This is a genomic window from Pseudonocardia sp. (assembly GCF_025965585.1).
In the GTDB taxonomy this organism is placed as follows: domain Bacteria; phylum Actinomycetota; class Actinomycetes; order Mycobacteriales; family Pseudonocardiaceae; genus Pseudonocardia.
Map to the genome: position 1 here is coordinate 1 of NZ_JAOPWR010000133.1, position 19,915 is coordinate 19,915.

Below are 19,915 nucleotides of genomic sequence, written 5' to 3' on the forward strand. Positions count from 1 at the left end.
GTCCTGGCTCAACCTGGTCGAACGCTGGTTCGGCGAGCTGACCACCAAGAAGCTGCAGCGAGGCACGCACCGCTCGGTGCGGGCGCTCAACGCCGACATCCGTGACTGGATCAAGACCTGGAACGACCACCCTCGGCCCTACGTCTGGACCAAGACCGCCGACCAGATCCTCGACAGCATCGCCCGGTACTGCGAGCGAATTAACGACTCACGACACTAGACGAACAACAGGTCCCTGACACGCACGAGGAAAGATGGCCGACCTCGCACGGCTCGTCGAGTGGGCCACCTCCCTCGCTCCGCTGCGCGCGCACCGGTCACTCAACCCGCTTCCTCCAGCAGCAACATCGATCTCGACGCCGCTGGCGGGTCATGGCGGAACGCGCTTCGTGCCGACCGACCGGCCCGGGGTGCGGTAATGGAGTCCGACCGACGAGGGCATCGCCGCGGCGGTCGCAGCCCGCGTCCCCCCGGTCGTGGCGCCCGTTCGCCCTGGCGACCTCGTAATCCTCGACGGCGCGCTCGCCGCCCCCGGGCCGACTCGGTCCGGACGACCCTGATCGACGGCCGCATCGTCCACGAAAGCTGACCCCCACGTCGCCGAGTGGTCAGGGACGGGGCTCACGGGGCAGGCCGAGCCCGCGCTCCGCGATCTGCGTGCGGAGGATCTCATTGGCCCCACCGGCGATCGTGTACGCCCGGGCGTACAGGTACGCGTCCTGCCACCAGCCCCCGGCCCGGACGGCGGGGTCGGCCTCCGTCAGGATCCCGTCGGTGCCCTGCAGCCCCACGCCGAACTCGGCCATGTCGTGGTTGAGCTCGCTGAAGAAGATCTTGCCGATGGCCCCGTCGGCCGGCTCCTCGGTACCGCTGAGCATCCGCGACTGCGTGAGGTGCACCATCGCCGCGTTGACGTGCACCCGCGTGGCGAGCTCGCCGATCCGTTGCCGGGTGGCGCTGTCGTTGAGAGCCGGCCCACCGCCCGCCGTGCTGCCCCCGGCCAGCTCGAGCAGGTCGTCGAGCACTGCGAACAGCTCGACACCGTGCGCGGCTACGCCGGAGCGCTCCCTCCCGAGGCTGCTCATGGCGACCGTCCAGCCCTGGTTCACCGCGCCGATCACGTTCGACGCAGGAATGCGGACGCCGTCGAGGAAGACCTCGTTGAAGTCCGTGGTGCCGGTGATCTCGCGCAGCGGGCGCAGGTCCACGCCGGGCGAGCGCATGTCCAGGGCGAAGGCCGTGATGCCCTTGTGCTTGGGGGCGGCCGGATCGGTGCGGGCGAGCAGGTAGCCCATGTCGGAGTGCTGGCCGTTGGTGGTCCAGACCTTCTGACCGTCGACGACGTACACCGCGTCGTCGCCCTCGCCCTCCAGACGCGCACGCGTCTGCAGGCTCGCCAGATCCGATCCGGCTCCGGGCTCGCTGAACAGCTGGCACCAGATGTCCTCGGCGGAGCGCATGCGCGGCAGGAACCGGGCGCGTTGTTCGTCGGTGCCGAAGTCGATGATCGCGGCCGACGCGAGCGACGCCGCACCGATGGGCTGCCAGGTGCGGGCCCGGGTGATCTCCTCCACCACGATGTGCGACTCGAGCGGGTGGGCGTCCGGCCGTCCCCCGTACTCGACCGGCCAGTCGATGCCGAGAAATCCCGCCTCGTGCAGGGCGGCGGTCCACCTTCGGATCTCCGGCATCAGCTCCGGCTCGGGGGCACGGACACCTGCGTGCCTCTTGACACCCGGTGCGTTCTCGGCGACGAACGCACGGACCTTCTTGCGGAAGGCCTCAAGCTCCGGTGGGGACTCCAGCCGCATCGCTACCCAGCTCCAGTGCTCGTCGGGCCGCACGGTGACTCCGTGATGGGGCTACTCTAACCCCCGAGGGGTCGGCGTGTACCCACATTGTGGGCGGAAACCTCGACCGCTGACCGGTTAGAGGATACTTTGTTCAGGTGGTGGCGCCGGACCGACGCCCTCGACGACGAGCAGGTGGTGACAGGTGGACTTCGAGCTCAGCGACGAGCAGGCCATGCTGCGGGACGCGACGCGGGACCTGCTGGGCGACCGGTCGCCGATCACCCGAGTCCGGGCGCTGCTCGACGGGGACGAGGAGATCGACGCCGACCTCTGGCGGCTCGGTACGGAGCTCGGCTGGACCGGCCTGGCGCTGCCGGAGGAACACGGGGGCTCCGGGCAGGGCCTGGTGGAGCTCGCGATCGTGGCCGAGGAGATCGGGCGTTCGCTCGCACGTGGGCCGTTCCTGGTCTCGGCCGTCGTCGGCGCGGCCGTCGCGCGGGGAGGGTCCTCCGAGCTGCAGGCCGAGGTCCTCCCGGCCCTGGCCGACGGATCGTTGTGGGCCACCTGGGCCTTCGCCGAGCCGTCGTCGCCCTGGACGCTCGACGGGATCGCGGCGACCGCCGTCGCCGATGGCGACGGCGGGTTCGTTCTCGACGGGGTCAAGACCGCCGTCCAGGACGCCGGGGCTGCGCGCTGGCTGCTCGTCACCGCTCTTCTCGACGGCGCGCCGGTCAGCCTCCTGGTCGACCGCGACACCCCCGGGGTGACGGTGCGGCGGCAGCAGGTCCTCGACCTGACGCGCACGTTCCACGAGGTGCGGTTCGACGGGGTCCGGGTGCCGGCCGGTCGCAGGCTCGACGGCGACGCGACCGACATCCAGCGGCTCGCCGACGATGCGGCGGTGCTCGGCTGCGCGGAAGCCGTCGGGGTGATGGACCGGGTCGTGGAGATGACGGTCGAGTACGCGGCCATCCGGGTCCAGTTCGGCCGGCCGATCGGCTCGTTCCAGGCGGTCAAGCACGGGGCCGCCGACATGGCTGTGGACGCGCTGGGCGCTCGGGCCGCCGTCTACTACGCGGCCATGGCCGCGGACGCCGGCACCGCGGACGCTGCGGCGGCCGCCTGCGTGGCCGCGTCACACATCTCCTCGACGATCGGCGCCGTGGCCGGCGAGGCCCTCCAGCTGCACGGCGGGATCGGCTTCACGTGGGAGCACGATCTGCACCTCTACCTGCGGCGGGCGAAGGTGGACGGTGTCCTGCACGGCACCGCACCGGAGCACCGCGAGCGCCTCGTCCGGCTCATGGGGCAGATCCCGATGCCCGTCTGACCGACCTATCACGGAGCGCAGATGACGATGAGCGTCGCCGCGATGATGGACCTCGAGCAGATCGAGGTCGATCTCTTCCGCGGCACCAGCCAGTGGCCCCCGTCGCAACGGGTCTTCGGCGGCGAGGTCGCGGCCCAGGCCCTCGTCGCGGCCGGGCGGACCGTTCCGAAGGAACGGATGGTCCACTTCCTGCACGCGTACTTCCTCCGGCCGGGCGACGCCTCGGTGCCGATCGTCTACCGGGTGGAGCCGATCCGCGACGGCCGCAGCTACACCACCCGGCGGGTGACCGCGCAGCAGCACGGTGAGGTCACGTTCACGCTCTCAGCCTCCTTCCACCTGCCCGAGGACGGTTTCACCCACCAAATACCGCAGCTCGTGGCGCCCCCGCCCGAGGCGCTGCCCGATCCCGACCCGTCAATGGCGGGCGGCGACGAGCTGACCCGCGCCTGGTTCAGTGGCCTGGCCGACCGGCATCCCTTCGAGCTGCGCTTCGACGGCGAGCTCCCCCGGGTCGCCACCGGTCGCGGCGAGCGCGTGGCGCCGCGGCAGCGCTTCTGGTTGCGCTGCCGGGAGACACTCCCGGACGAGCAGCTCGTGCACAGCTGCGCGGCGACCTACGCGTCGGACATGCTGCTCCTTTCGACCTCGGTGGCCCTGCACGGCACCATGTTCGGGGCCCCCGACGTGCAGTTCGCGAGCCTCGACCACGCGGTCTGGTTCCACGGCCCGTTCCACGCCGACGAGTGGCTGTACTACGACCAGGAGAGCTCGTGGGCGGACGGCGGGAGGGCCCTGTGCCAGGGCCGGATGTTCGACCGGTCCGGCCGGCTCGTGGTCAGCGTGATGCAGGAGGGGATGATCCGCCGGCGATGACCGGACGCGGTCGCCGTCAGGCCGACCCGGTCCGCCGCCGGAACCCCGGCCCGCGCCGGAACAGGTTCTCCTGGGCGAGGCTCGCCACCGGTGTGCCGTGCTGGTCGTGCAGCGTGCCGGTGTACCAGCCGCGGCCGCCGGCCACCGTGCCCGGCGCCAGGTCCATCACCACCCAGTCGTCCATCCGGACCGGACGGTGGAACCAGACGGCGTGGTCGAGAGAGGCCCCCGAGTGGTGCTCGTCGTCGTCGAAGGGAGCCAGGCCGGTCGAGATGTCCGAGAGGTAGGTCAGCACCGCGGCGTGCCAGAGCTGGTCATCCGGCAGTGGGGCCGTGCACCGCGACCAGAACCGCGTCGGCCAGTCCGCATCCGGGAACGGCTGCTCCGGCAGCCGGCCCTCCATCGACACGAGCCGGGGGATGGCATACGACGCCAGGCCGTCGGGCGGCCCGTCCGCCGGGGGCGTTCCGACGCGGTGGTCCGGGCCGTCCCCCGGGACGTGGAACGACGCCGACATGTTGAAGATCACCTCGCCGCGCTGGATCGCGACGACCCGGCGGGCGGAGAAGGATCTGCCGTCGCGGTCCCGGTGGACGCGGAAGACCGTCGGGTGCGAGGCGTCGCCGCCGCGCAGGTAGTAGCCGTGCAAGGAGTGCGGCAGCCGGCCCTCGGGCACGGTCAGCCCGGCCGCCCGCAGCGCCTGCGCGGCGACCTGGCCGCCGTAGAGCGGGAACGGGTCGTCGAACACGGCCGTGCTCCGGAACAGATCGCGCTCGAGGGGTTCCAGATCCAGGAGCTCGAGCACGTCCACTGCGGGCACGACCACCCGCAGGGTCTCGTTGCTCGTCGCCGTATCCGTCATCGCGAGGGCATCGCGGGGTCGCGCGGCAGGCCGAGGACCTGCTCGGCGATGGTGTTCCGCTGGATCTCCGCAGTGCCGGCGCCGATCGTCGAGGCGCGGGTGGAGAGGAACCCCCCGACCCAGCGGCCCCGCTGGACGGCACGCTCGTCGTCGCGTGTCAGGAGCCCGTCGGCACCCAGCATGTCGACGGCGAATTCGTGCAGGTCCTGCTCGAAGGCCGTGATGAACAGCCGTGACGTCGACGAGGCGGGGCCGGGCTCACCGCGGGCCATGATGTCGGAGATGGTGCGCATGCCGGTGTAGCGCATGATCCGCACACGGACCTCGAAGTCGGCCAGCCGGTCACGGACGATCGGGTCCGCCGTGGCGCCGCGCTCGCGCGCGAGCTCCGTGAGCTCGCTCAGGACGCGCCGGTACAGCGCCGCCTGGTTCATCGCGCCGGCCGCACGCTCGTGTCCGAGGCTCGTCCGGACCAGCGGCCAGCCCTCGTTCTCCTCGCCGATCCGGTTCGACACCGGCACCCGGACGTCGGAGAAGAAGATCTCGGAGAAGTGCGTACCGCCGGTGAGGTCTCGCAACGGCCGCACGGTGACCCCGGGTGCGTGGGCGTCGATCAGCAGGTAGCTGATCCCCTTCTGCCGCGACTCCTGCGTGCCCGTCCGGACCAGGGTGAACAGGATGTCGGCGTAGTCGGCGTGGGTGTTCCAGACCTTCTGGCCGTTGACGATGTACTCGTCGCCGTCCCGTCGCGCGGTGGTGCGCAGCGACGGCAGGTCCGAACCGGCCTCGGGCTCCGAGTAGCCCTGGGCCCAGACCTCGTCGCCGCGCAGCATCGGGCGCAGGAACCGCTCCTTCTGCTCCGGCGTGCCGTAGGTGATGATCGTCGGTGCCGCGATGCCCAGGCCTGTGCCCTGCGGCCCGGGAAGCCGGGCCCGGGCGTGCTCCTCCTGGTAGATCACCTGCCGCGGGAAGTCGAGCGCCATCCCGCCGTACTCGCGCGGCCAGCTCGGGCCGGCGAACCCGCCGTCGAAGAGGGTCGCGAGCCACGCCTTCTGCCACGCGCGCTGCTCGGTGTCTCCACGGGGCCGCCTGCCCGGGTGGTGGGCGACGAGAAAGGCGCGGAACCGGGCGCGGAACTCCTCGTCGGTCTCGGTGACGGTCTCGGACGGCGCGGTCAATGAACCGGTCATGGTCAGATCCCCACGAGTTCAGCGAGGCGACTGCGGTGCGCCGCGGGGGCGCCGAGCAGGAGCTCGGAGGACTTCGCCCGCTTGAGGTGCAGGTGTGCGTCGTGCTCCCAGGTGTAGCCGATGCCACCGTGGATCTGGATGGTCTCCTTGGCGGCGTGCGTGTAGGCCTGCGCGCAGTACGCGCCGGCGACGGCCGCGGCGATCGCCAGCTCACCGTCGTCGGAACGCTCCGCGGCGACCGACGCCGCGTGGTAGACGGCGGACCGGGCGGCCTCCACCTCCAGCAGCATGTCCGCGCACTTGTGCTTGATCGCCTGGAACGACCCGATCGGACGGCCGAACTGCACCCGGATCTTCGCGTACTCCACGGAGAGGTCGAGACACGCCTGTGCTCCGCCGACCTGCTCCGCCGCCAGGGCCACGATCGCGAGGTCGAGCACCTCGCGCAGGTAGGCCGATGCGTCACCGGTGGGTCCCACCCGCACCGCGGCGGCGTCGGCGAGGTGCACGTGCGCCAGCCGGCGGGTCGGGTCCAGCACGGTGAGCGCCGAACACGTGACGCCGTCCGCGGATGCACCCTCGACGGCGAACAGGCCCGGTCCCTCATCGGTCCGCGCGGCGACGAGGAGGAGGTCGGCAGTGCCGCCGTCGATCACGAACGTCTTGGTGCCGTTCAGCAGCCAGCCCTCGCCCTGCACGACGGCGGTGGTCCGGATGCCGTCGAGGTTCCAGGACGAGCCCTGCTCGCTCACGACGAGGGCCGCGGTCAGCGAGCCGTCGGCGAGGCCGGGGAGCCAGCGCGTGCACGCGGCCTCGTCACCACTGATCGTCAGTGCCTGTCCGGCGAGCGCGATCGAGGCCAGGAAGGGTGCCGGCAGCAGGGCCCGGCCCATCTCCTCCAGCACGATGCCGAGCTCGACGGGCCCGTAGCCGGCACCGCCCTGCTCCTCGGGCAGGGCCAGTCCCTGCAGCCCGAGCTGGGTCGCCATCTGCGCCCAGAGCGCGGGGTCGCGACCGGAGTCGGACTCCATCCAACGGCGCACCGCCTCGCTCGGCGACTTGTCCGCCAGGAACCGGCGCACCGAGGCGCGCAGCTCCTCCTGCTCGTCGGTGAAGGTGAGGGTCACCGGTGTCCTCCGCTGCTCCGTCGGTGTCGACCAAAAAGAGGATACTTCATTGCCCCGGAGTCAGCGCCCTCGCCAGACGGGAGGACGCTTCTCGGCGAACGCGGTGGCGCCCTCCTTGGCGTCGTCGGAGCCGAACACGGGCGCCATGATCTCCGCCTGCCGGACCCAGCCCTCGGCGAGCGACCAGTCGGCACTCCCCCGCGCGATCTCCTTGGTCGCGGCGACGGCTAGAGGACCGTTCGCCGCGATCGTCGTCGCCATCGCACACGCGCCCTCCAAGGCACCACCCTCGTCGGTCACCCGGTTGACCAGGCCGACCTCGGCCGCCCGCTCGGCCCCGAACGGCTCACCGGTCAGCAGCAGCTCTAGGGCGATCGCGAACGGAACGCGCCGCGCCAGCAGCAGCGCCGCCCCCGCGCCGGCCACGAGCGAGCGCTTCACCTCGGGAACGCCGAACCTCGCCGTGCGCGCCGCGACGACCATGTCGCAGGCGAGCAGAAGCTCGAAGCCGCCGGCCAGTGCCCACCCCTCCACCGCTCCGATCAGGGGCTTCCTCGGGGGTGTCTGCGTGATGCCGCACAGGCCCCGGCCCTCGATGGCGGGCGACTCGCCGCGCAGGAACGCCTTGAGGTCCATACCCGCCGAGAAGACGCCACCGCCACCGGTGAGGACGCCGGCCCACAGCTCGTCGGACGCGTCGAGCTCGTCGACCGCCTCGGCGATCCCCTGGGCGACCGCGGCGTCCAACGCGTTCTTCGCCGCGGGGCGGTTGATCGTGATGATCTGCACCGCACCGCGGCGCTCGACGAGCACCTCGTCCGACACTGTGACTCCCTGGGTTCGCTACGAAATGAGTAACTTCTTCTACCGCATTGCCACGTCAAATCTGAAGCGTTCGAGCTCGTGGGCGACCATGCCCTCCAATGTCGCCGCCGGCGGCTCCGGCAGCGTCACCGGTTCCTCACGGGAGGGCAGCAGGACCACCGCCGTGCCCGGGGTGGTGATCTCGCCCCGCTGGTTCTCGCACCAGATCTTCAGGTGCACCTCGTGGCCCGTGTCGGTCCGCTGCTTGTCCACGACCTCGCCGCGGACCCAGGTGGCGTCGCCGATGTAGTTGAACTTGCGGTGCTCGCAACGCAGCTTCCACAGCCAACCGTCGTCGCCGATCCAGTCGGTGACGAGGTGGGCGAGCCAGGTCTCGCGCATGCCGCCGTAGTCGTAGGAGTTGGGCAGGCCCAGCTCCTGCGCACGCGCGGGCTCCCAGTGCAGCCGCTGCACGGTGTCGGGGATGTTCATCGCGTTCGGGGGGTAGAGCCCCGGGGCCTTGCGGCGCACGTTCGCGGCGATCTTGAAGTTGCCGGGAGGGGTGAGCTGCATGCCCCAGCCCAGGTGCCACACGACGACGTCGGTGACGGTCAGCGGACCCTTGACCTTCGGCTGCATCACGTCGCCGACGGTCACGTCCTCCCAGTACCGGGGCTCGGCACCGCGCCGGGTCTCTGCGGCGTAGGCGGCGTCGATCTCGGCGAGCTGCTCCGGGGTGTAAGGGTGCTGTTCGAGCTTCTCCTTGGCCCGCTTCTTCGACGTGTGCCGCTCGGCGTTGATCCACGTCCCGCGGCGCACGGCGTGCATCTCGCCCACACCGTTGGTGTAGAGGTAGTCGTGGGTGATGTGCGCGGTCCGACCACCGAAGCTCGACGTCTTGGGCTGCACCCCGACCTGGGCCTGCAGCACACGGCACCGGTCCCCCAGCTGCAGCGGCCGCCACCACTCGAACTCCATGACGGCCTGGTAGGAGCCCAGCCCGGCGAACGGGTCGCCCTTCAGCAGCGCCTTCGTCTCCGGGTCCGGCTTCGGCGCCGCGTCCTCACCCATCGTGTAGAGGAACGTCGGTGGAGCGATCAGAGCACCCCACCTGGTGCCCGCCGCGTACTCCGGGTCGCAGTAGAGCGGGTTGTCGTCGCCGTAGCCGTAGGCGAAATGCCGGGCACCGTCCTGCGACACCTCGAGGTTGTGCGGCTTGTTGTACTGGGGGTTCGGCACACCCAGCCGCAACCGCGACCGCGCGATCGACTCGTCGGTCAACACACCGAACGTCTCCGCCGGCTTCTCCTCGGTGCTGGTCATGTCAGGACTCCTTCGGTTCGAGGGGGTTCAGGGTCGCGCGCACGAGGTCGAGCAGGTCCACCCGGCTGACCTTGGTCGACGGCGTGCGCGGCAAGGCGTCGACGACCAGTACATGGCGCGGCACCTCGTAGGGCGTGAGCTCGGTGCGGCACAGCGCGATCAGCTCGGCCACGTCCGGCGCCGGGTGTCCGGGTTCGATCTCGACGGCCGCCACCGGAACCGCGCCGAGGCGCTCGTCGGGCAGGCCCGCGACTGCGGCCTCCCGCACCGCGGGGTGCGACTCCAGGACCCGCCGGACCGTGTCGGGCTGGACCTTGAAACCGCCGCGGACGATCGCGTCGTCCGCCCGGCCGACGATCCAGACGAAGCGGTCGTCGTCGATGCGGGCCAGGTCGCTGGTGCGGACCCACTCGCGGCTTCCCCCGGCGGACTGCGCCGTCCGGACCTCGAGCAGACCGCTCTCCCCCACCGGCATCTCGGCGCCGTCCGTGCCGGTGACCCGGAGCTCGACGCCGGGGAAGGCGCGGCCCGCGCTGCCGGCCTTGGTGTCCCACCACTTCTCGTGCAGCGGCATCGTCCACCCGGCGACGGCACCGGCGAACTCGGTGGCGCCGTAGGTCATCAGGACCCGTACGCCGTAGCGGCGGAAGAACGCGTCGGCGAGCTCGGCCGGGCAGGCGGTGGTTCCGGAGGTAACGACCTGCAGGCTCGCGAGCCGCTCCGGCGGGACGCCGGCGTCCAGCACGCTGCGCAGCGCCGCGGGAACCAGACCGGCGGCACGCAACTGGTGCCGCTCGACCGCACCGACCCAGGGCTCGAGCTCGAACTTCGGCATGAGGACGATCCGCCGGCCCGCGTAGAGCGTGGACAGGACGCCCCACAGCCCGCCGATGTGCACCATCGGGGTGGCGACCAGCGAGACCGAACGCGACAGCAGCCTGCCCTCCCGCGGCACCTGACCGCTCGAGGTCAGCGACCCGTCGAGCTGGCGGACGGTGAGCCGGACCCGCTTGGGCGGCCCGGTGGTGCCGGAGGTCAGCATCTCGATCGCGACGCCCGGACTGGTCGGAGGATCGACCAGAGCCGCGCCGCCGAGCTCCCGGACCTTCCCCTCGACGTCGAGCTCGACCGCGAGACCGGACGCGGTGACGGCGTCGAGAACCCCGTCCCGGGACAGCGGCTCGGGGCCACCGATCACGATCGGGAGCTCGCTGCGGGCGATGTCGGCCGCGAGCCGCACGGCGGGCTGCAGCGGGCTGAGGGTAACGACGCACCTGCCCCCGGCGAGCACCGCTGCCAGCACGGCGACGTGCTCGGGCCGGTTCTCCAGGATCATGCCGATCCGGGCGTCGGGCCCGAGACCGGCCTGCTCGAACCGGCTCTCGATCTCCTGCGCGATCAACCGGATCGCCCCCCAGCTCCACCAGGTGCCGTCGTGCTCGACGGCCTCCGCGTCGTCGGGGGCCTCGCGCAGCAGCTGCGCGAGCCGGTCACGGATCCCCACGGTCACTCCCGTTCCTCTCACGTGTTCGACGGTGTGCGGGACGGGACCTCGAGCCCGGCCACGACGTCGCGGCGGACGAGCTTGCCCGTCGGTGTCCGGGGCAGCTCCGGCCAGCACTCGATGCGTTCGGGCGTCTTCGAGCCCCGCAGCGCCCCGCGCACGCCCGACCGCAGCTCCTCCAGGTCCGGGGCCGAGCCGGGCCGCGCGACGACGACCGCCTCGATCCGCTGGCCCCACTCCTCGTCGGGAACCCCCACGACGACGGCGTCAGCGACGTCCGGATGGCGCAGCAGGACGTTCTCGATCTCCGCCGGGGCGATGTTCTCCGCGCCCCGGATGATCGTGTCGTCCACCCGGCCGCCGACGAAGAGGTACCCGTCCTCGTCGAGCCTGCCCTCGTCGCGGGTGTAGAACCAGCCGTCCGGGTCGACGGTCGAGCCCTTGCCCGTGTACTCCGTGGAGACCTGGTCGCCACGGACCCAGATCTGCCCGGCGACGCCCGGACCGACGCGCCCGCCGTGCTCGTCCCGGATCTCGATCTCGATGCCGGGCACCGCACGACCGGCCGACGAGAGCCGGGCCTGAACATGGTCGAGGTCGGAGCTCAGGGCCGCACGGTGCTCGTCGGGACCCAGCACCGTGATCGTCGAGCTGGTCTCGGTGAGCCCGTAGGCGTTGACGAACCCGACGTGCGGCCACTCCTCCAGGGCACGCTCGATGACCCGGGCCGGCATCGAGGCCCCGCCGTAGGCGAGCGACCGCAACGACGGCACCGACCGGTCCAGACCGTCGGCGTCCATCAGCCGGGTGAGCATCGTCGGCACGACCATCGCGTTCGTGACGCCCTGGTCCCGGACGAGCTCCAGCCAACCCTGCGGGGTGAACGCCTCCAGCACCATCGTCCGGCGGCCGGCGAACAGGTTCGTCAGGGCGTTCGAGACGGCCGCGATGTGGTAGGGCGGCACGCTCATCAGCGCCGCGTCGTCCGCGTCCGCACCGGCGAACTCGACCGTGCCCAGGACGTAGGAGACGAGGTTCTGGTGCCGCAGCACGACGCCCTTGGGCGCCGAGGTGGTGCCGCTGGTGTAGATGATCACCGCGGCCGAGTCGGGGTCGACGAACTCCTCGACGTCGTCGGCGGCGGGGCCGGCCGCCGCGTCGAGCCACTCCGCCGGGGTCTGGGCCGCCAGGCCGGACTGCTCGACGATCGCATGCTGCGCTGGATCGGCGACGACGTGGGCCCGCGGATGGCGGGCCAGCAACGCCGTGAGCTGCTCCGCGCCGAGCCGGTAGTTGACCGGCACGAGCGGGACTCCGGCGCGCGCCGCGGCGAAGAGGGCCACCGGAAAGGCCGGGCCGTTGACCGCGAGGTAGATCAGTGAGTCGGCACCCCGCGAGCGCACGAGACCGGCGCCTCCGGCGGCCAGGGCGCGGAGACGCTCGGCGGTCAGGCCGTCGCGGCGGCGTCCGACGACGATCCGGTCGCCGAACACGTCCGCGGCCATGTCGAGCAGCATCGTGACGTTCATGGCGCCTCCTCTGATCTCTCTCTGGTCGCCCGCTCAGTCGGACGCGGGAAGCGGTTTGGCGTCCTTGAGCGGCAGCGCTGCACCGGCGACGGCGAGGGTGCCCCGGCCCGGCTTTGTGCAGAGAAGCTCGATGCCGTGCTCGTCGTCGGCGTAGCGCTTGCCGAGTAGGGTGCCCTCCATCTGGGCGGGGTCGGGGTCGTTCGTGGTCCCGGCCTCCGGACCCCGTGCGTCCACCATCGCCGCCCCACCGCAGGTGAGGTCCACGTCGTCGACACCCCACCGGATGACGACGACGGTGGTCGGGTCGACGGTGCTCGCGAGGGTTGTTCCGATGCGCGGCTTCATCGCGGCGTCCTCCGTGTGGCTCCATGCGCGTGCGTCTCACACCACCATAGGCGACATCGACTATTGAGTACACCCTTTAATTGAGGATACTCTCGGCCCATGCACCTCGGACAGCTCGCGGCACTGACGCCCGACAAACCCGCCGTCGTCATGGCCGGTGGCGGCCCGACCGTGACCTACGCCGACCTGGACCGCCGGAGCCGGGAGTTCGCCGGGCTGTTGCGTGCCCACGGACTCGGTCCCAAGGACCACGTCGCCGTGCTGATGGACAACACCCCGGAGTTCCTGTCGGTGGCCTGGGGCTGCCAACGGTCGGGCGTGTACTGGACGCCGGTGAACTGGCACCTGACCGAGGAGGAGGCCGCCTACGTCGTGCGGGACTGCGGCGCGCGCGTGCTCGTCGCCTCGGAGCAGGTGGCCGCGCTCGCGGGACGGATCGCGGCCGGCAACACGGGTCTCGACGCTGCCGTCGTGACCGGGCCCGGACGGGACGGCCTGGAGGGGCTCGACGACGCCCTCGCGCGCGTGGTCGACACCGACGCCCCGGCCGAGGAGGTCGAGGGCACCTACTTCTTCTACTCCTCGGGCACCACCGGCATGCCCAAGGGCATCAAGCCCGACCATGCCTTCCCCCCGTTCGGGACGGGCCTGACGATCGACCACATCATGGCGTCGGCGTTCGGGTTCGGCCCCGGGTCGGTCTACCTCTGCCCCGCGCCGCTCTACCACGCCGCGCCCGCCGGATGGTCGCTGGGAACCCAGCGCAACGGCGGCACCGTGGTCGTCATGGAGAAGTTCGACCCGCTCGAGTGTCTCCGCGCGATCGAGCGGCACGGGATCACCCACGTGCAGTTCGTGCCCACCCACTTCGTCCGCCTGCTGAAGCTGCCCGAGGAGGTGCGCTGGGGGTTCGACCTGTCCAGCCTGCAGGTCGTGGTGCACGCGGCCGCGCCGTGCCCACCCGAGGTCAAGCGCCGGATGATCGACTGGCTGGGCCCGAAGATCCTCGAGTTCTACGCGGGCAGCGAGGGCACCGGGATGACGATGATCGACTCCGCGGACTGGCTCGCCCACCCCGGCTCGGTCGGCCGCGCCGCCCAGGGCACCGTGCACATCGTCGGCGACGACGGCACCGAGGTGCCCACCGGCGAGATCGGGTCCATCTACTTCTCCGGCGGAGGCACGTTCGAATACCACAACGACCCGGAGAAGACCGCCGCCGCGTTCAACGAGCGGGGCTGGACGACGCTGGGCGACATGGGCCACCTCGACGACGACGGCTTCCTCTACCTGGCCGACCGCCGCACGGACCTCATCATCTCCGGCGGTGTGAACGTCTACCCCGCCGAGATCGAGGAGGCGCTCATCATGCACGCGGCCGTCGCGGACGTCGCCGTCGTCGGCGTACCGGACGACGAGATGGGCCAGTCGGTGCGCGCGGTCGTCCAGTGCACACCCGGTGTCGCCGGGACGCCCGAGCTCGCCGAGGAGCTCGTGCGGGGCTGCCGGGAGCGGCTGGCCGGCTTCAAGTGCCCCCGCTCGGTCGTGTTCGTCGACGAGCTGCCGCGGCTGCCCAGCGGGAAGCTCCTGCGCCGTCGCGTGCGGGAGGAACAGGCGGGGACCACCCGCTGACCTCGACCGGTCGGGCCACCCACGCTCCCGGCGGGTGTCAGTCGTACCAGGCCGACAGCGCCTCGAGGTGGCGGCGCATGCGGTGGCGGGCGACGCCCTCGTCGCCGTCGAGCAGGGACTGCAGGATCCGCTTGTGGATGTGCTCGACAGTGGCCGCGGCGTCCGGACCGGGGGTGGGGCTCGCTGTGTTGGCAGTGTGCCGGGACCACAGCTCGGTGAGTATCCGCAGGAACAGCACGAGGACGGGGTTGCCGGAGAGCACGGCGAGCTCGGTGTGGAAGCGGTCCGCTCCCGTGCGGCCGGGCGCGGTGGGCTCGTCGGTGCGTGCGATGGCTGCCGTCAGCCGATCCGACACGTCGGGATCATCGCGGCGGGCCATCACCTGCCCCAACGTCCCGAGCTCGATGGCCTCGCGTACGGCCCGCAGGTCCTCCGGCGTGACCCCACGGTAGTCGAGGTAGAGGGCCATGGTGTCGATGCTCGCGTCCGGCTCCGGGGCGGTGACGACCAGTCCGCCACCCGGGCCCCGGCGCATCCTGGCCACCGCGTGGTACTCGAGCAGCCGGACGGCCTCGCGGAGCACGGCACGGCTGACCCCGTATCGGGCCAGCAGATCGCTCTCGGAGCCGAGAACGTGTCCGATCGGCCATCCACGGCGGGCGATCTCGTCGTGGATGCGCCCCGCGATCACCTCGGCGAGCTTCGCTCCGGGAACCTCGGCGGTCGACCCACCCGCGCCTCCGGCCCGTGGCGCCCGCTTGCCGCGCAGCGTCCGCAGCTTCTCGCCGACCTCGACGAGGTGCTGGGACGTCGTACCCGCGGCCCGGCCGGTGTCACCGGCGATCACGGCCTCGGTGATGGCGAGATGGCTCTCCCGTGAGGTCGCCTTTCCCGCGGCCAGCTCGTCCTTCGTGATGCGTCGCGTGGTGCTGACGTAGCGGCTCGTGAGACGGGTCAGCACATCGATGAACAGATGCAGAGCCGGGTTGCCCGACAGCTCACCGATCAGGACGTGCAACAGGTCCTGGGAGTCCAGGCCCGGCTCCTCGTCACGGGCGACCTCCTGGGCGAGGAGGTCGCGCAGCCGGGCGATCCCCTCCTCCGTCACCCGATCCGCGGCGAGCGACGCCGCGAGCGGTTCGAGCAGGAGCCGCGCCTGCATGAGGTCCTCGGCGCCCAGACCGATGAACTCGAGGTAGATGACCAGTGCGCGGGTGGCCGGCCCGGCATCGGGCGCACTCACGATGAGCCCACCGCCCGGACCGCGACGCATTCCGGCGACCTGGTGGTGCTCCACCAGCCGGACCGCCTCGCGCAGGACCGAGCGGCTGACGCCGTACCGTCCCTGCAGGTCCTGCTCGGAGCCCAACACGTCGCCCACCGGCCACCCGTTCCGGATGATGTCGGCCTCGATCCGCTGTGCGACCTGCGCCGCGAGCTTGTCGGCCGGGGCGTCCGCGGCGTCGTCCGCCGGGCGGAAACGGGTCGGCGACGAGCCCCCCGCGCCGACCGGTTCGTCGGCCACCTCCGACTCGAGGCCGGCGCGTGCGATCGACACGTGACTCCTTACCCAGCAACGCTCACCAGAGATCCTGATCCTCATCCTAGCCGTCGAACGCGGATATGATCTACGGACGCCCCGGGTGGCGGGCGTGGGCTCCCGTCGACGACGAACTGCGACAACGCCGACACACTGACAGTCGGCCGATATTTCGTATACTCTAATCGGACTCGCGGCGGCGTGCAGCAACGGAGGACTGATGGACCTGACCACGGTGATCTACGAGGTCGACCGGCACGTGGCCACGGTGACACTGAACCGGCCCGAGGCGATGAACAGCTTCAACCAGGCCATGTGCGACGAGTTCGCCGAGATCTGGCGCACCGTCAAGGCGGACGACGACGTGCACGTCGTCGTCCTGCGGGCGGCGGGCGACCGGGCGTTCAGCACCGGGGTGGACGTCAAGCAGGGCATCGACCAGGCGTCCAACGTCTTCAGTCAGACCGATCCGGGCGAGCAGCTCTCCCCCAAGCTCAACCAGGTGTGGAAGCCCGTCGTGTGCGCGGTCAACGGCATGGCCGCGGGCGGCGCCTTCTACTGGATCAACGAGTCCGACATCGTCATCTGCTCCGACGAGGCAACGTTCTTCGACCCGCACGTCAGCTACGGCATGACCGCTGCGCTGGAGCCCATCGGTCTGGCCCGGCGCATCCCGCTGGGCGAGACGCTGCGCATCGCGCTGCTCGGGCTCGACGAGCGTCTCTCCCCCGAACGGGCCATGCAGATCGGGCTCGTCAGCGAGATCGTGCCGCGTGAGGAGCTGTGGAAGCGGGCCGACGAGATCGCCGGCCTCATCGCGGCGAAGCCGCCTGCCGCGATCCAGGGCACGGTCCGGGCGATCTGGGAGTCGCTGGACTCCACCCGTACACAGGCCCTGCGCACCGGCCTGTCCTACACACAGATCGGCAACCCGGTCGGCCAGGCGGAGGTCGAGCGCAGCTCGGTACCGCGCCGGACCTGGACGCGGCGGTAGGTGAGCGCACCGGTGACATAGCCAACCCGCCGAGCATTCCGTACCCTCTTTGTGGTCCAGTGGTCTCGTGCAGATGCCGGTCGACCACTCCGCAGCCCCACCACCCGGGCCTGCCGGCCGAGGCTGGGGACTCGTCCTCGGGGGCGGCGGATCGGTCGGCATCGCCTACCTCTCCGGGGTCCTGCACGGGCTCGCCGACGCAGGCCTGGATCTCGGGTCAGCCGAACTCGTCGTGGGCACCAGCGCGGGCGCCCTCGCCGGCGCGATGCTGCGGCGCGGCGCGGCGCCCCAGGACCTGCTGAAGCTGGCCGAGGTGACGCCCGATGCCGACGACGGCGCGACGGACCCGCGGCGGCACTTCGAACCCGCCTGGCGGACGCCCCACGAGCTGTGGCGACGGTCACTCGGGGCCAGTGCCGTCGCGGCCCGGTCCTACCTGCGGGCTCCCCTGCCGATGCCCTCCCCGTGGACGGAGGCGACGTTCCCGGGCGGCCCGTTCCGGCCGCGCGGCAACCGCATGCCGGAGCTCCTCGGGGACGAGTGGCCCGCGGACCCGCTGTGGCTGATGGCCGTCGACCTGGCCTCGGGCGGCGGGTGCCGCTGGGACGGGACCCCGCCGACCACCGCCATCCCCTGCACGCGGCCGTCATGGCCAGCTGCTCCGTGCCGGGTTTCTACGAGCCGGTCCGCCTGGGCCGTCGGCTGCTGGTCGACGGCGGCGTGCGTTCGTCGGCCAGCATCGACTACGCGGTGCGGTACGGGTGCAACCGGCTCATCGCGGTGGTCCCGCTGGGGCACGAGCCCCCGGGACGGCCGCGGCTGTCGCACCGGTTCATACGCTCGACGGCGATGGCGGCCACCCGGCGTGAGCTGCGTCGCGCCGGCGATCGCGCCAGGGACGTCCTGGTGATCCAACCTGCGGCCGAGGACCTCGCGCTGCACGGCACGAACTTCCTGCGCAGCGACGGCAACGACGAGGTCGCGGAGCGAGCCCACCACCGCACCCGCATGCTCACCGTGCACGACGACGTGCGGCGGTTCCTGGCCGAGGCCCAGGATCCGGAATCACCGATCTCCGGCGACGGGCGAGGCTGAGGGGGACTCGACGGCCCTGCGTCATGCGGGCGGGGTCAACCCGGCAGCGGCCACGATCTCGGCGAGGTGCGGCGCCAGTCGCACGCCCTGCGCGTGGGCCGCCGCGTAGGTGGCGTCGGCACACGCCATGTCCATCACGACGCGCCAGCTCCGCCCGCCGGCCGCGACCACGTCCGGATCGGGACGGATGATCGCCACCGAGCCACCGTGCCGCGACCGCCACCGCCTCGCCTCGCCTCGCCTCGCCTCGCAGCCGCATCTCCCAGAAACCACCCTGCCGGCCGAGGACACCGCGAGCCAGGGGCGCCAGGACCAGAAGCAGGTCGGCCGAGGGAGCACGATCGGCGGCCGTGTTCGACACCGTGCCCGCGTCGTAGAGCAGACGGCCGTCGACCGGATGGCCGTAGGCGAGGCCCCACGGAGACGACGATGCGGCCACGACGTCGGCGAGGCGGTGCCGCCCACCATCGACGAGGACACGACGCGGCAGCGGCAACGACAGGCACACTCCGGTCACGCGCGGATCCCTCGCATCCCCGAAGATCCGTTCGGTGATGCGGTGGCCGCGCACCAGCTCGCCGGCGGGCTTCGTCCGCTCCACGTAGCACCAGGCCTCGGCGACCGTCGACAGCGGTGTGCCGGTGACCAGCGCCGCGGCGGCGTAGGAACCCGCAGACAGGCCGGTCATCGACAGTTCCAGCACCGGGATCCCGGCCTCCGCGAAGGCATGCAGGACACCCATGTGGAAGGCGATGCCGAAGGCACCGCCACCCCCATGGACAACGCCATCCGGGCGGACGACCGCGCGGGCTGCGCGGTGTCCGTGCCACTCGGTCGTCGCACGACCGACCTCCTCGTCCGAGATTGCACGCGTCACAACCCGAGGTCGCGGCCGAAGACCTCCTTCATGATCTCCGTGGTGCCGCCGTAGATCCGCGTGATCCTGGCGTCGGCGTACGCGCGGGCGATCGGGTACTCGTTCATGTACCCGTACCCGCCGTGCAGCTGCAGGCACCGGTCGACCACCCGGCCCTGCAGCTCGGTGCACCACCACTTGGCCTTGCTCGCGTCCACGGCGGTCAGGTCCCCGTCGTTGAGAGCGCGGATGCAGTCGTCGACGAAGTGCTGCGCGAGGTCGATCTCCGTCGCGATCTCGGCGAGGACGAACCTCGAGTTCTGGAACGACCCGACCGGCTTCCCGAACGCCGTGCGCTCCTTCACGTAGGTCAGGGTCATCTCCAGGGCGCCTGCGGCGGCGGCAGTCGCCGCCACCGCGATGCCCAGCCGCTCCTGCGGCAGCCGGTCGACGAGATGCGCGAACCCGCCACCCTCCCGACCCAGCAGGTTCGCCACCGGCACCCGGACGTCGGTGAACGACAGCTCCGCGGTGTCCTGCGCGTGCTGACCGAGCTTGTCGAGGTTGCGCCCGCGCGCGAAGCCGGGCGTTCCGCGCTCGATCACCAGCAGGCTCATGCCCTTGTGTCGCTGGGTCGGGTCGGTCTTGACCGCGGTGATCACCAGATCGGCGTTGATCCCGTTGGTGATGAACGTCTTGGCCCCGTTGACCACGTAGGAGTCCCCGTCACGGACGGCTGTGGTGGTCATGGAGGCGAGATCGGACCCGATCGCCGGCTCCGTCATCGCGATCGCCGTGATCAGGTCGCCCGAGACGATCCCGGGGAGCCAGCGCGCCCGCTGCTCGTCGCTGGCCAGATCGAGGAAGTACGGCAGGCAGACGTCGTTGTGCAGGGTGATCCCGTTGCCCGAGCCCGCGACGCCGGCGCGCATGAGCTCCTCGGCGATCACGGCGTTGAACCGGAAGTCCGGCGCTCCTCCCCCGCCGAACTCCTCGGGCACCGCCATGCCGAGCAGCCCCTGGGCGCCCGCGGCCGTGTACAACTCGCGCGGGGCGATCCCCGCGGCCTCCCATTCCGTGTGGTGGGGCGTGATCTCCTTGGCCACGAAGGTCCG

General features: G+C 71.5%; 18 protein-coding genes and 2 pseudogenes. 8 read left to right on the forward strand and 12 right to left on the reverse strand.

Annotated features, from left to right (window positions below):
• Positions 1 to 220, forward strand: a pseudogene (locus tag JWR81_RS08340) (IS630 family transposase); the annotation flags it as partial.
• 388 nt (positions 221 to 608) lie between these two features.
• On the opposite strand, the gene JWR81_RS08345 reads toward JWR81_RS08340, so the two are convergent.
• Positions 609 to 1,844 (reverse strand): acyl-CoA dehydrogenase family protein, encoded by a 1,236-nt coding sequence (locus JWR81_RS08345; protein WP_297649103.1) that lies wholly within the window; start codon positions 1,842 to 1,844, stop codon positions 609 to 611.
• Positions 1,845 to 1,995: 151 nt separating this feature from the next.
• Between JWR81_RS08345 and JWR81_RS08350 the strand changes: the two genes are divergently transcribed.
• Both JWR81_RS08350 and JWR81_RS08355 read left to right on the forward strand, forming a co-directional pair.
• Positions 1,996 to 3,123, forward strand: a complete 1,128-nt coding sequence (locus JWR81_RS08350) for an acyl-CoA dehydrogenase family protein (protein WP_297649115.1) — start codon at positions 1,996 to 1,998, stop codon at positions 3,121 to 3,123.
• Between the two features lie 21 nt (positions 3,124 to 3,144).
• Positions 3,145 to 3,999, forward strand: a complete 855-nt coding sequence (locus JWR81_RS08355; protein WP_297649119.1) for an acyl-CoA thioesterase II — start codon at positions 3,145 to 3,147, stop codon at positions 3,997 to 3,999.
• Positions 4,000 to 4,015: 16 nt separating this feature from the next.
• Here the strand turns inward: JWR81_RS08355 and JWR81_RS08360 are convergent, their stop codons facing one another.
• Genes JWR81_RS08360 through JWR81_RS08395 form a run of 8 tightly spaced genes read right to left on the reverse strand, consistent with a single transcriptional unit; the run spans position 4,016 to position 12,683 of the window.
• On the reverse strand, positions 4,016 to 4,861 hold the full coding sequence (locus JWR81_RS08360) for an acyl-CoA thioesterase II (RefSeq protein WP_297649121.1): 846 nt from the start codon (positions 4,859 to 4,861) through the stop codon (positions 4,016 to 4,018).
• Positions 4,858 to 6,051 carry an acyl-CoA dehydrogenase family protein gene (locus tag JWR81_RS08365; protein ID WP_297649123.1) on the reverse strand — a complete coding sequence of 398 codons (1,194 nt, stop codon included), beginning with the start codon at positions 6,049 to 6,051 and terminating at the stop codon, positions 4,858 to 4,860. The genes JWR81_RS08360 and JWR81_RS08365 overlap by 4 nt, the downstream gene beginning before the upstream one ends.
• Positions 6,052 to 6,053: 2 nt before the next feature.
• Positions 6,054 to 7,178 carry an acyl-CoA dehydrogenase family protein gene (locus tag JWR81_RS08370; RefSeq protein WP_297649125.1) on the reverse strand — a complete coding sequence of 375 codons (1,125 nt, stop codon included), beginning with the start codon at positions 7,176 to 7,178 and terminating at the stop codon, positions 6,054 to 6,056.
• Between the two features lie 60 nt (positions 7,179 to 7,238).
• Positions 7,239 to 8,003 (reverse strand): crotonase/enoyl-CoA hydratase family protein, encoded by a 765-nt coding sequence (locus JWR81_RS08375; RefSeq protein ID WP_297649127.1) that lies wholly within the window; start codon positions 8,001 to 8,003, stop codon positions 7,239 to 7,241.
• 39 nt (positions 8,004 to 8,042) lie between these two features.
• On the reverse strand, positions 8,043 to 9,305 hold the full coding sequence (locus JWR81_RS08380; RefSeq protein ID WP_297649129.1) for a MaoC family dehydratase N-terminal domain-containing protein: 1,263 nt from the start codon (positions 9,303 to 9,305) through the stop codon (positions 8,043 to 8,045).
• A gap of 1 nt (position 9,306) precedes the next feature.
• Positions 9,307 to 10,815 (reverse strand): class I adenylate-forming enzyme family protein, encoded by a 1,509-nt coding sequence (locus JWR81_RS08385; RefSeq protein ID WP_297649131.1) that lies wholly within the window; start codon positions 10,813 to 10,815, stop codon positions 9,307 to 9,309.
• An 11-nt stretch (positions 10,816 to 10,826) separates the two neighbouring features.
• Positions 10,827 to 12,338 carry a class I adenylate-forming enzyme family protein gene (locus tag JWR81_RS08390; RefSeq protein ID WP_297649133.1) on the reverse strand — a complete coding sequence of 504 codons (1,512 nt, stop codon included), beginning with the start codon at positions 12,336 to 12,338 and terminating at the stop codon, positions 10,827 to 10,829.
• A 33-nt stretch (positions 12,339 to 12,371) separates the two neighbouring features.
• Entirely contained in the window at positions 12,372 to 12,683 is a 312-nt protein-coding gene (locus JWR81_RS08395) for a hypothetical protein (RefSeq protein ID WP_297649135.1), read from the reverse strand.
• Between the two features lie 99 nt (positions 12,684 to 12,782).
• Between JWR81_RS08395 and JWR81_RS08400 the strand changes: the two genes are divergently transcribed.
• Positions 12,783 to 14,315 (forward strand): AMP-binding protein, encoded by a 1,533-nt coding sequence (locus tag JWR81_RS08400; RefSeq protein WP_297649137.1) that lies wholly within the window; start codon positions 12,783 to 12,785, stop codon positions 14,313 to 14,315.
• A 37-nt stretch (positions 14,316 to 14,352) separates the two neighbouring features.
• Here JWR81_RS08400 and JWR81_RS08405 read toward each other — a convergent pair whose 3' ends face one another.
• Positions 14,353 to 15,873: a FadR/GntR family transcriptional regulator gene (locus JWR81_RS08405; RefSeq protein WP_297649139.1), complete on the reverse strand. Its 1,521-nt coding sequence runs from the start codon at positions 15,871 to 15,873 to the stop codon at positions 14,353 to 14,355.
• A gap of 202 nt (positions 15,874 to 16,075) precedes the next feature.
• On the opposite strand from JWR81_RS08405, the gene JWR81_RS08410 reads away from it, so the two are divergent.
• The 3 genes and pseudogenes from JWR81_RS08410 to JWR81_RS34285 all read left to right on the forward strand — a co-directional run bounded on the left by JWR81_RS08410 (position 16,076) and on the right by JWR81_RS34285 (position 17,944).
• Positions 16,076 to 16,849 (forward strand): enoyl-CoA hydratase/isomerase family protein, encoded by a 774-nt coding sequence (locus tag JWR81_RS08410; RefSeq protein ID WP_297649141.1) that lies wholly within the window; start codon positions 16,076 to 16,078, stop codon positions 16,847 to 16,849.
• 73 nt (positions 16,850 to 16,922) lie between these two features.
• Positions 16,923 to 17,285: pseudogene (locus tag JWR81_RS34280) on the forward strand (patatin-like phospholipase family protein); the annotation flags it as partial.
• A 158-nt stretch (positions 17,286 to 17,443) separates the two neighbouring features.
• A complete protein-coding gene (locus tag JWR81_RS34285) occupies positions 17,444 to 17,944 on the forward strand; it encodes a patatin-like phospholipase family protein (RefSeq protein ID WP_367278758.1) in 501 nt (166 codons plus the stop codon).
• Positions 17,945 to 17,965: 21 nt separating this feature from the next.
• Here the strand turns inward: JWR81_RS34285 and JWR81_RS08420 are convergent, their stop codons facing one another.
• A complete protein-coding gene (locus JWR81_RS08420; RefSeq protein WP_297649143.1) occupies positions 17,966 to 18,142 on the reverse strand; it encodes a hypothetical protein in 177 nt (58 codons plus the stop codon).
• Here JWR81_RS08420 and JWR81_RS08425 point away from each other — a divergent pair.
• A complete protein-coding gene (locus tag JWR81_RS08425) occupies positions 18,132 to 18,875 on the forward strand; it encodes a hypothetical protein (RefSeq protein ID WP_297649145.1) in 744 nt (247 codons plus the stop codon). The genes JWR81_RS08420 and JWR81_RS08425 overlap by 11 nt on opposite strands.
• On the opposite strand, the gene JWR81_RS08430 is transcribed toward JWR81_RS08425, so the two are convergent.
• Positions 18,818 to 19,915, reverse strand: a 1,098-nt coding sequence (locus JWR81_RS08430; protein WP_297649148.1) for an acyl-CoA dehydrogenase family protein, incomplete at its 5' end; no start/stop codon positions are given. The genes JWR81_RS08425 and JWR81_RS08430 overlap by 58 nt on opposite strands.

Excerpts from the sequence above, each read along its gene's own strand:
- JWR81_RS08390 (WP_297649133.1), bottom strand. The coding sequence starts at position 12,338 with ATGAACGTCACGATGCTGCTCGACATGGCCGCGGACGTGTTCGGCGAC.
- JWR81_RS08380 (WP_297649129.1), bottom strand. The coding sequence starts at position 9,305 with ATGACCAGCACCGAGGAGAAGCCGGCGGAGACGTTCGGTGTGTTGACC.
- JWR81_RS08425 (WP_297649145.1), top strand. The coding sequence starts at position 18,132 with ATGATCGCCACCGAGCCACCGTGCCGCGACCGCCACCGCCTCGCCTCG.
- JWR81_RS08395 (WP_297649135.1), bottom strand. The coding sequence starts at position 12,683 with ATGAAGCCGCGCATCGGAACAACCCTCGCGAGCACCGTCGACCCGACC.
- JWR81_RS08360 (WP_297649121.1), bottom strand. The coding sequence starts at position 4,861 with ATGACGGATACGGCGACGAGCAACGAGACCCTGCGGGTGGTCGTGCCC.
- JWR81_RS08365 (WP_297649123.1), bottom strand. The coding sequence starts at position 6,051 with ATGACCGGTTCATTGACCGCGCCGTCCGAGACCGTCACCGAGACCGAC.
- JWR81_RS08410 (WP_297649141.1), top strand. The coding sequence starts at position 16,076 with ATGGACCTGACCACGGTGATCTACGAGGTCGACCGGCACGTGGCCACG.
- JWR81_RS08355 (WP_297649119.1), top strand. The coding sequence starts at position 3,145 with ATGACGATGAGCGTCGCCGCGATGATGGACCTCGAGCAGATCGAGGTC.
- JWR81_RS08400 (WP_297649137.1), top strand. The coding sequence starts at position 12,783 with ATGCACCTCGGACAGCTCGCGGCACTGACGCCCGACAAACCCGCCGTC.